Origin of the sequence: Candidatus Epulonipiscium viviparus (assembly GCF_000171335.1) — a bacterium.
Classification (GTDB): Bacteria; Bacillota; Clostridia; order Lachnospirales; family Cellulosilyticaceae; genus Epulonipiscioides; species Epulonipiscioides viviparus.
This window is the reverse complement of the sequence record NZ_ABEQ01000002.3, coordinates 72,046-83,741: the sequence shown is the minus strand read 5'-3', so window position 1 is coordinate 83,741 and position 11,696 is coordinate 72,046. Positions and strand designations below refer to the sequence as shown.

The following is an 11,696-nucleotide window of genomic DNA, read 5'->3' as shown; positions in this document are numbered from 1 at the left end:
CAGCAAATGAGAATGTAACAACCGCATATGTGAAAGATGCAAATGAGAATGTAACAGCCGCGGATGTAAAAACTGTAAATGCGAATGTAACATCTACAGATGAGAAAACGGCAAATGCAAATGTAACATCTACAGATGCAAATGAGAAAGCAACAGCCGAAGATGTAAAAACTGTAAATGCGAATGTAAAAGCTACGGATGTGAAAACGTCAGATGCGAATGTAACATCTACAGATGCGAAAGATGCAAATGAGAAAGCAACAGCCGCAGATGTAAAAATTGTAAATGCGAATGTAACATCTGCAGATGAGAAAACAGCAAATGAGAAAGCAACAGCCGCAGATGTAAAAACTGTAAATGCGAATGTAAAAGCTACGGATGTGAAAACGTCAGATGTGAATGTAACATCTACAGACGCGAAAACTGTAAATACAAATGTAAAAGCTGCAGATGTGAAAGATGCAAATGAGAAAGCAACAGCCGCGGATGCGAAAACTGTAAATGAGAATGTAACATCTACAGACGCGAAAACGGCAGATGCGAATGTAACATCTACAGATGAGAAAACGGCAAATGCGAATGTAACATCTACAGATGCGAAAACGGCAGATGCGAATGTAACATCTACAGATGCAAATGAGAAAGCAACAGCCGCAGATGTGAAAGATGCAAATGAGAAAGCAACAGCCGCAGATGTGAAAGATGCAAATGAGAAAGCAACAGCCGCAGATGTGAAAGATGCAAATGAGAAAGCAATAGCCGCATATGTGAAAGATGCAAATGAGAAAGCAACAGCCGCAGATGTGAAAGATGCAAATGAGAATGTAACAGCCGCATATGTGAAAGATGCAAATGAGAATGTAACATCTACAGACGCGAAAACGGCAGATGCGAATGTAACATCTACAGATGCAAATGAGAAAGCAACAGCCGCGGATGTGAAAGATACAAATGCGAATGTAACAGCCGCAGATGTAAAAACTGTAAATGAGAATGTAACATCTACAGATGCGAAAACGGCAGATGCGAATGTAAAAGCTACGGATGTGAAAACGTCAGATGAGAATGTAACATCTACAGACGCGAAAACTGTAAATACAAATGTAAAAGCTGCATATGTGAAAGATGCAAATGAGAAAGCAACAGCCGCAGATGTGAAAACAGCAAACGAGAAAGCAACAGCCGCAGATGTAAAAACTGTAAATGAGAATGTAACAGCCGCAGATGTAAAAACTCTAAATGAGAATGTAACATCTACAGACGCGAAAACTGTAAATGAGAATGTAACATCTACAGATGAGAAAACGGCAAATGTGAATGTAAAAGCTACGGATGTGAAAACGTCAGATGTGAATGTAACAGCCGCAGATGTAAAAACTGTAAATGAGAATGTAACATCTACAGACGCGAAAACTGTAAATACAAATGTAAAAGCTGCAGATGTGAAAGCTGCAGATGTGAAAGATGCAAATGAGAAAGCAACAGCCGCAGATGTAAAAACTCTAAATGAGAATGTAACATCTACAGACGCGAAAACTGTAAATGAGAATGTAACATCTACAGATGAGAAAACGGCAAATGTGAATGTAAAAGCTACGGATGTGAAAACGGCAGATGTGAATGTAACATCTACAGACGCGAAAACTGTAAATACAAATGTAAAAGCTGCAGATGTGAAAGATGCAAATGAGAAAGCAACAGCCGTAGATGTGAAAGATGCAAATGAGAATGTAACAGCCGCAGATGTAAAAACTGTAAATGAGAATGTAACAGCCGCGGATGTGAAAGATGCAAATGAGAAAGCAACAGCCGCAGATGTAAAAACTGTAAATGAGAATGTAACAGCCGCAGATGTAAAAACTGTAAATGAGAATGTAACATCTACAGACGCGAAAACTGTAAATACAAATGTAAAAGCTGCAGATGAGAAAACAGCAAATGAGAAAGCAACAGCCGCGGATGTGAAAGATGCAAATGAGAATGTAACAGCCGCAGATGTAAAAACTGTAAATGAGAAAGCAACAGCCGCAGATGTGAAAGATGCAAATGCGAATGTAAAAGCTACGGATGTGAAAACGTCAGATGCGAATGTAACATCTACAGACGCGAAAACTGTAAATGAGAATGTAACATCTACAGATGCGAAAACTGTAAATACAAATGTAAAAGCTGCAGATGAGAAAACAGCAAATGAGAAAGCAACAGCCGTGGATGTGAAAGATGCAAATGAGAAAGCAACAGCCGCAGATGAGAAAACAGCAAATGAGAAAGCAACAGCCGCAGATGTAAAAACTGTAAATGCGAATGTAAAAGCTACGGATGTGAAAACGTCAGATGCGAATGTAACATCTACAGATGCGAAAGATGCAAATGAGAAAGCAACAGTCGCAGATGTAAAAACTGTAAATGAGAATGTAACATCTACAGACGCGAAAACTGTAAATACAAATGTAAAAGCTGCAGATGTGAAAGCTGCAGATGTGAAAGATGCAAATGAGAAAGCAACAGCCGCAGATGTAAAAACTCTAAATGAGAATGTAACATCTACAGACGCGAAAACTGTAAATGAGAATGTAACATCTACAGATGAGAAAACGGCAAATGTGAATGTAAAAGCTACGGATGTGAAAACGTCAGATGTGAATGTAACAGCCGCAGATGTAAAAACTGTAAATGAGAATGTAACATCTACAGACGTGAAAACGGCAGATGCGAATGTAACATCTACAGATGCAAATGAGAAAGCAACAGCCGCAGATGTGAAAGATGCAAATGAGAATGTAACAGCCGCAGATGTAAAAACTGTAAATGCGAATGTAACATCTACAGGCGCGAAAACGGCAGATGCGAATGTAACATCTACAGATGCAAATGAGAAAGCAACAGCCGCAGATGTGAAAGATGCAAATGAGAAAGCAACAGCCGCAGATGTGAAAGATGCAAATGAGAAAGCAACAGCCGCAGATGTGAAAGATGCAAATGAGAAAGCAACAGCCGCAGATGTAAAAACTCTAAATGAGAATGTAACATCTACAGACGCGAAAACTGTAAATACAAATGTAAAAGCTGCAGATGTGAAAATGGCAAATGAGAAAGCAACAGCCGTAGATGTGAAAGATGCAAATGAGAAAGCAACAGCCGCGGATGTGAAAGATGCAAATGAGAAAGCAACAGCCGCAGATGTGAAAGATGCAAATGAGAAAGCAACAGCCGCAGATGTAAAAACTGTAAATGCGAATGTAACAGCCGCAGATGTGAAAGATGCAAATGAGAAAGCAACAGCCGCGGATGTAAAAACTGTAAATGAGAATGTAAAAGCTACGGATGTGAAAACGTCAGATGAGAATGTAACATCTACAGATGCGAAAACTGTAAATACAAATGTAAAAGCTGCAGATGAGAAAACAGCAAATGAGAAAGCAACAGCCGAAGATGCGAAAGATACAAATGAGAATGTAACATCTACAGGCGCGAAAACTGTAAATGAGAATGTAACATCTACAGATGAGAAAACGGCAAATGCGAATGTAAAAGCTACGGATGAGAAAACTGTAAATGCGAATGTAAAAGCTACGGATGTGAAAACGTCAGATGAGAATGTAACATCTACAGACGCGAAAACTGTAAATACAAATGTAAAAGCTGCAGATGAGAAAACAGCAAATGAGAAAGCAACAGCCGCGGATGTGAAAACAGCAAACGAGAAAGCAACAGCCGAAGATGTGAAAACAGCAAATGAGAATGTAACAACCGCATATGTGAAAGATGCAAATGAGAAAGCAACAGCCGCAGATGTGAAAGATGCAAATGAGAAAGCAACAGCCGCAGATGTGAAAGATGCAAATGAGAAAGCAACAGCCGTAGATGTGAAAGATGCAAATGAGAAAGCAACAGCCGCATATGTGAAAGATGCAAATGAGAATGTAACAGCCGCGGATGTAAAAACTGTAAATGAGAATGTAACATCTACAGGCGCGAAAACGGCAGATGCGAATGTAACATCTACAGACGCGAAAACTGTAAATACAAATGTAAAAGCTGCAGATGTGAAAGATGCAAATGAGAATGTAACAGCCGCATATGTGAAAGATGCGAATGAGAATGTAACAGCCGCAGATGTGAAAGATGCAAATGAGAAAGCAACAGCCGCATATGTGAAAGATGCAAATGAGAAAGCTACAGCCGCATATGTGAAAGATGCAAATGAGAAAGCAACAGCCGCAGATGTGAAAGATGCAAATGAGAAAGCAACAGCCGCAGATGTGAAAGATGCAAATGAGAAAGCAACAGCCGCAGATGTGAAAGATGCAAATGAGAAAGCAACAGCCGCAGATGAGAAAACAGCAAATGAGAAAGCAACAGCCGCAGATGTGAAAGATGCAAATGAGAAAGTTACAGCCGCAGATGTGAAAGATGCAAATGAGAAAGCAACAGCCGCAGATGTGAAAGATGCAAATGAGAAAGCAACAGCCGCAGATGTGAAAGATGCAAATGAGAATGTAACAGCCGCAGATGTAAAAACTGTAAATGCGAATGTAAAAGCTACGGATGAGAAAACGGCAGATGAGAATGTAACATCTACAGATGAGAAAACGGCAAATGCGAATGTAACATCTACAGATGCAAATGAGAAAGCAACAGCCGCAGATGAGAAAACAGCAAATGAGAAAGCAACAGCCGCAGATGTGAAAGATGCAAATGAGAAAGCAACAGCCGCAGATGTGAAAGATGCAAATGAGAAAGCAACAGCCGCAGATGTGAAAGATGCAAATGAGAAAGCAACAGCCACAGATGTAAAAACTGTAAATGCGAATGTAAAAGCTACGGATGCGAAAACGGCAAATGCGAATGTAAAAGCTACGGATGCGAAAACTGTAAATGCGAATGTAAAAGCTACAGATGCGAAAACTGTAAATGAGAATGTAGCATCTACAGATGTAAAAAATGGTAAATTTAAGGATGTAAAAGCGAAAGCGATGGATGCTAAAGCAGCAAATGCTAGTGCTAAAAAAGCTGTAAAAATGAATGATTTGGCTAAGAAGGTTAAAAAGCCACACAAAAATAAAAAACAAGAAAAGGTAGTAAATATGGCAGAAAACAAGAATAATATAACTGAAATGGATGAAGAAATTAAGGTAATAGAGGTGGGGGCAACAACTACTATTAAGCATTTGGCTGATAAAATTGGAGTTTCCGCAACAGAAGTGATAAAGGCTATGATGAAAAAAGGTAAGTTGATGAATATGAATCAAGAGATCGACTTCGAGACCGCGATAATGATCGGCGAAATATTTGATATCCTTGTGGAAAAAGAAGATGAGCGCGATTTGTTGGAAGAGATTTTTGGTTCGGAGAAAGAAGATCCGTCGAAATTGGTGGAGAGGCCGCCGGTAGTGGTTGTGATGGGGCATGTTGACCATGGTAAAACGTCATTGCTAGATGCGATTCGTTCGACGGATGTAACGACTGGTGAGGCTGGTGGAATTACACAGCATATCGGCGCATCGGCGGTGACATTGAATGGGAAGAAGATAACGTTTTTGGACACTCCGGGACATGAGGCTTTTACGGCTATGAGAATGAGGGGAGCTAGAGTAACGGACATTGCRATTTTAGTGGTTGCAGCAGATGATGGAGTGATGCCGCAAACTATTGAAGCAATTAATCATGCGAAGGCGGCGAATATACAGATTATTGTGGCCGTTAACAAAATCGATAAGCCAGGGGCAAACCCAGACCGAGTAAAACAAGAATTAGCAGACTATGGATTGTTAGCAGAAGATTGGGGCGGAGATACGATTTGCGTACATGTGTCTGCATTAAAGAAAGAGGGAATAGATACCCTRTTGGAGATGATTTTGTTGGTTGCGGAAATGGCGGACCTGAAAGCAAATCCGTCTGGAAAGGCACGTGGAACAGTTATAGAGGCAGAGTTGGATAAAGGTAGAGGACCTGTCGCGACGGTATTGGTGCAAAACGGAACATTGAAAATAGGGGACCCGATTGTGGTAGGGGAAACATATGGCAGAATTAGAGCCATGAATAACTACAAAGGTAAGCCAGTGAAAAAAGCAGGACCATCGACAGCGGTGGAAATTTTGGGGCTTTCGGAAGTACCGATAGGCGGGGATATGTTTTATATTGCCAATAACGATAAGCAAGCAAGACAAGTGGCCGAAAAAGTGAAAGCTCAAGGCAGAGAAAAAATGGTGATTAATACTCCGCAAAAAGTTTCGTTGGATGATTTGTATAGCCAAATTCAAGAAGGACAAGTGAAGGAGCTCAACTTGATTGTTAAGGCAGATGTTCAAGGATCGGTAGAAGCAGTGAGATCGAGTTTGGAAAAGCTGTCAACAGAAGAAGTGCGAGTGAGAACAATTCATGGAGGAGTAGGGGCTATTACAGAATCGGACGTTACGCTAGCGTCAGCATCTGGGGCGATTATAATTGGGTTTAATGTTAGACCAGACCAGACGTCTGCATCTGTAGCGCAACGTGAAAAAGTCGATATTAGAATGTATAGAATTATTTATAAGGCAATAGAGGATATCGAAGCGGCAATGAAGGGTATGCTCGACCCAGAATATAAGGAAGTTGTGATTGGGCATGTGGAAGTGAGACAAATATTTAAGGTGTCTGGTGTTAGCATAGCGGGATCGTATGTTAAAGATGGAAAAATCACTAGAAATTCTGGAGTGAGAATAGTTAGAGACAGCATTGTAATATATGAAGGAAAAATCGATACATTGAAGAGATTTAAGGACGACGCGAAAGAAGTAGCGACGGGATATGAATGTGGAATTACCTTTGAAAAATATAACGATGTAAAAGAGGGCGATATAGTGGAAGCCTTTGTGATGGAAGAAATAAAAAGATAATGTGTATGCTTGTATTTTGGAGGATGTTATGGCAAACCAAAAAATAATTAGAGTAAATGAAGAGATACAAAAAGAAGTTGCAGAGATAATAAGAGGAGATAGTATAAAAGACGCACGAATGAAGGATATAATGGTAAGTGTGACAGCAGTGGATACAACAACAGACTTGAAAAATGCGAAAATTTTTATTAGTGTGCTGCAAGATAATAAAAAGGATGATGTGCTAGACGTGTTAAATGGTTCATCAAAATTTATACGAAAAGAATTAGCGAGACGTATAAACCTGAGAAATACACCAGAAATTTCCTTTAAGTTAGACAATTCGATAGCATATGGAATAAAAATGGCAAAAATTATTCATGAAGTGATGGACAAATAAGCTGTGGACGGAATAATTAATATATATAAGGAAAAAGGATTCACATCCCATGATGTTGTGGCAAAGGCACGTGGGATTTTAAGACAAAAAAAGATTGGTCATACAGGGACGCTTGATCCAGATGCGACGGGCGTTCTTCCTATATGTATAGGAGAGGCAACGAAGATTGTGCCCTATTTGTCGGATGCGAATAAAACATATGAAGCCGAAGTAATATTGGGAGCGTATACAACAACAGAAGATGCGTCTGGAGAAGTGGTAGAAGAGTTTTCGGTGGAAGTCTCTAATGAGCAGGTGTTAGATGTGTTGGCAACGTTTGTGGGAGCGTATGAGCAGACGCCGCCTATGTATTCTGCAATAAAGATTAATGGGCAGAGACTGTATGAGTTGGCGAGACAAAACATTGTGATTGACAGACCGTCACGAATGGTTGAAATTTTGGAATTGGAGCAGATGAGTCCGTTAAAAGATGGAAGATTTAAAATTCGAGTTGTTTGTTCTAAGGGGACATATGTAAGAACGCTTTGTACGGACATAGGCAGAAAGTTGAAATGTGGCGCACATATGGGAGAGTTGACTAGGACGAGAGTTGGCGAATTTGATATTGAACAAAGCGTAACATTAAAACAATTAGAAAAATTGAACGCAGAGGAAATTCTGATTTCTATAGAAAAGATGTTTGAACAATATCCTGCAGTGGTGGTGGATCAAAGCTATAATAAATTTTTGTATAATGGAAACCCGTTGGAGGTAAAAATAGCGGCAGCGGGTCTATTTTTTAGAGTTTATGATTATATGAATCACTTTATAGGGTTATACAAATGGTCTGGTGAGAAATTGATAGTTGAAAAAATGTTTTATAAAGAGGGAAAGTAAGTTGGAATATCATATTAATGAAATAGTGCGACAATCTGATAGTATTGTGGTGATTGGAAATTTTGATGGGGTGCATTTGGGGCATCAAAAGCTTTTTGCAGCAGCAGTGGAGGCAAAGGGTGACATGGATGTGCTGGCTTTGTCATTTTTTCCACATCCAACTTGGATATTGAGCGGGGCAAAGAAAGAAATTATTACGCCAACGAGAGATAAAATAGAGGTTATGAAAAGTTTAGGAGTGGATATTTTTGTAGAATATCCATTTACTTTGGAGTTGGCCAATATGAATGCATATGATTTTTTTGATAAAATACTTATAGAAGATTTGAAAGCCAAAGTGGTGGTAGTGGGAGAAGACTATAGATTTGGCAAAGCGAGAAAAGCGGGCATTGCGGAGCTAGCAGAAATGTGTGAGAAAAAAGGAGTGCGTTTGTGTGTAGTTAAAAAGCTTATGCTAGAAGGTGAAAAAGTTTCGAGCACACAAATTAGACGATATCTAGCCGAGGGTGCAGTAGAAGACGCTAGTAAATTGTTGGGATATACTTATAAAATTGTAGGAAAAGTTATTAAAGGTAAACAACTGGGAAGAACTATAGGATTTAAAACGGCAAATATTTCTACAAAAGAGGGGGTTCTRTATCCTAAAAATGGAGTTTATGCCACGAAAGTTAAAGTATATAATAAAGAATTTTTGGCAATAACTAATATAGGATATAATCCAACAGTTGGTGGTAAAGTTAAGATGATAGAAAGTAACATATTTGATTTTGAGAAAGAAATTTATGATGAAGAAATAGAAGTAAGCTTTTTAAAATTTATTCGTCCGGAAAAAAAGTTTGTAAATTTGAATGACTTGAAGATGCAAATTATAACCGACAAAGAAAAAACTCTCAGAGACTTTACAACCTTCTAGTGCTATGATATACTATCAAAGTGAAAAATCGCCATCACTCAGAGATAGGAATCTCCGACCTTTTCTTGGTGTATGGACAGACAAATTTAGGAGGCAATACAATTATGACAAAAGAGATTAAAGAAGAGATTATAAAAAAATATGCGAGGACAGATAATGATACAGGTTCACCAGAGGTGCAAATAGCGCTATTGACAAAAAGAATCAATCATTTAACTGAGCATCTAAGAACTCACAAGAAAGATCACCACTCTCGTCGTGGTTTATTCCTGATGATTGGTAAAAGACGTGGTTTGCTTGACTATCTGATTAAGTCGGATATAGAAAGATATCGTTCTATTATTAAGGACTTAGGAATAAGAAAATAATATCAAATAGGGGGGTGGATTTCCGCCTCTTTTTTTATTATAAAAAGTATTCACTTGGTGTGCAATTTTGCGAGAGTTTAAAAAATTGAAAAATTAATTAAATTATGGGAAAATTGCACAAGTGGAGCTTAACAAAATATAGAAAGAAGGTTTTAAGGTGGTTAAAACGTATAAAATGGAGCTTGCGGGGCGTGAGCTTAAGGTTGAAATTGGGAAAATGGCGGAGCTTGCTAATGGAGCGGCACTGGTAACTTATGGTGAAACATGTATTTTGGCAACGGCTGTTGCGAGTGATAAACCAAAAGAAGGAATAGATTTTTTTCCACTGAGTGTAAATTACGAAGAAAAGATTTATGCTATTGGAAAAATTCCGGGAGGATTTCTAAAAAGGGAAGGTCGCCCATCGGATAAAGCAGTGTTGACATCGAGAGTGATTGATAGACCTCTTAGACCTTTGTTTCCAAAGGATTATAGAAATGATGTTGTTATAACCACTACTGTTATGTCTGTTGAACAGGATTGCTCACCAGAAATTACTTCGATGATAGCGGCATCTTTGGTCTTAGACATATCAGAGATTCCATTTAATGGGCCGGTTGGATCGGTTTTTGTTGGCTTGGTGGATGGAGAGATTGTGATTAACCCAACGATGGCGCAGCGAGAAAAAAGTCAGCTTGCTTTGACAGTGTCTTCTTCTAAAGACAAGGTTATGATGATAGAGGCGGGGGCAAACGAAATTTCAGAAGAGGTGATGTTAGAAGCAATATATAAGGGGCATCAAGCGAATCAAGAAATTGTGAAGTTTATTAGTGAAATTAGAGATGACTGCGGAAAGCCCAAAAGATATGATTACGAAAAGTATACTCTTCCGCTGGAAATATATGACAGAGTTTGTGAAATAGTTGGTAAACCGGCAATGGAAGGAGCTATTTTTACAACAGATAAGTTAGCGCGTGGTATGAGGCTTGAAGAGTTACTGCAAGAAGTGAAGGCAGTGATGGCAGAAGAAGATATGGATGCTATGCCATATGTCGAAGACGCATTTTATAAATATGAAAAGAAGATAGTTCGCGATAGTATTTTGAAAGATCATAAGCGACCAGATGGCAGAGCGCTCGATGAAATGCGTATTCTAAAAGCAGAAGTGGATTTGATTCCTAGAGTTCATGGATCTGGTATGTTTACTAGGGGGCAAACGCAGGTGTTGACCATTACGACTTTGGCACCTCTTAGCGAAGCTCAAATTATTGATGGGCTGGATGAACTGGATGTGTTAAAAAGATATATGCACCATTATAATTTTCCGCCATTTTCGGTGGGTGAAGCAAAGCCGCCTAGATCTGTGGGAAGACGAGAGATCGGACATGGTGCCTTGGCAGAGCGTGCATTGATTCCGGTATTGCCTACTGAGGAAGAATTTCCGTATGCAATGAGATTGGTATCGGAGGTATTGAGCTCTAATGGTTCGACGTCTCAGGCTAGTATATGTGGTTCGACACTTGCGCTTATGGCAGCAGGGGTACCGATTAAGGCGCCAGTTGCAGGGATTTCGGTTGGATTGGTAACGGGAGAAAGCACCGAGGATTTTGTATTGTTAACAGATATTCAGGGACTAGAAGACTTTTTTGGAGATATGGACTTTAAGGTTGGAGGAAGTAAGAACGGAATTACAGCAATACAAATGGATATGAAAATAGATGGATTGACATATGAAATAATTAAAGGTGCATTTGAACAAACAAGAATAGCGAGAGAATATATTATAGATGAAATTATGTTGAAGGCAATTGATAAAACTCGTGAAACATTGTCTAAATATGCGCCATGTATTACTCAAATTAAAGTGAACCCAGATAAAATCAGTGAAATTATCGGTCAAAAAGGTAAAACCATTAATAAAATCATAGAAGAAACCGGTGCAAAAATTGATATAGAAGACGATGGAAGAATAGCAATTTGTACAAATGATGAGGCTAGCGCTAAACGAACCATAGAAATTATTGAAAGAATTGCCAAGGAYTTGGAAGTTGGTCAAGTATTTTTGGGCAAAGTGGTAAAGATTATAAACATTGGAGCATTTGTAGAGTTGGCACCTGGAAAAGAAGGACTGGTGCATATTTCACAGATTGCGCATAATAGAGTGGAAAAGGTTGAAGACGTTTTAAAAGTTGGAGACAGCATTGAGGTTAAAATTATTGAAATAGACAAACAAGGAAGAGTAAATCTATCAAGAAAAGCTTTGTTACCTAAGTAAAATGAGGACCTCGCATGAAAATGTGAGG

Annotated in this window: 6 protein-coding genes; all 6 read left to right on the top strand. The window is 39.0% G+C overall.

Annotated elements, in window-relative coordinates; all coding sequences use genetic code 11:
* Positions 1-29: 29 nt before the first annotated feature.
* The gene (gene infB, locus EPU_RS14070) at positions 30-6,878 is read left to right on the top strand and encodes a translation initiation factor IF-2 (protein WP_242650830.1); all 6,849 of its coding nucleotides are present in this window, start codon (positions 30-32) and stop codon (positions 6,876-6,878) included.
* A gap of 28 nt (positions 6,879-6,906) precedes the next feature.
* On the top strand, positions 6,907-7,257 hold the full coding sequence (gene rbfA, locus EPU_RS00710) for a 30S ribosome-binding factor RbfA (RefSeq protein ID WP_010165818.1): 351 nt from the start codon (positions 6,907-6,909) through the stop codon (positions 7,255-7,257).
* A gap of 3 nt (positions 7,258-7,260) precedes the next feature.
* A complete protein-coding gene (truB, locus tag EPU_RS00705) occupies positions 7,261-8,133 on the top strand; it encodes a tRNA pseudouridine(55) synthase TruB (protein ID WP_010165816.1) in 873 nt (290 codons plus the stop codon).
* Position 8,134: 1 nt separating this feature from the next.
* Positions 8,135-9,046, top strand: coding sequence for a bifunctional riboflavin kinase/FAD synthetase (locus EPU_RS00700; RefSeq protein WP_010165814.1), 912 nt, complete (start codon positions 8,135-8,137; stop codon positions 9,044-9,046).
* Positions 9,047-9,147: 101 nt separating this feature from the next.
* Positions 9,148-9,414 (top strand): 30S ribosomal protein S15, encoded by a 267-nt coding sequence (rpsO, locus tag EPU_RS00695; protein WP_334290630.1) that lies wholly within the window; start codon positions 9,148-9,150, stop codon positions 9,412-9,414.
* A 157-nt stretch (positions 9,415-9,571) separates the two neighbouring features.
* Positions 9,572-11,668 carry a polyribonucleotide nucleotidyltransferase gene (locus tag EPU_RS00690; protein ID WP_029487729.1) on the top strand — a complete coding sequence of 699 codons (2,097 nt, stop codon included), beginning with the start codon at positions 9,572-9,574 and terminating at the stop codon, positions 11,666-11,668.
* Positions 11,669-11,696 lie beyond the last annotated feature (28 nt).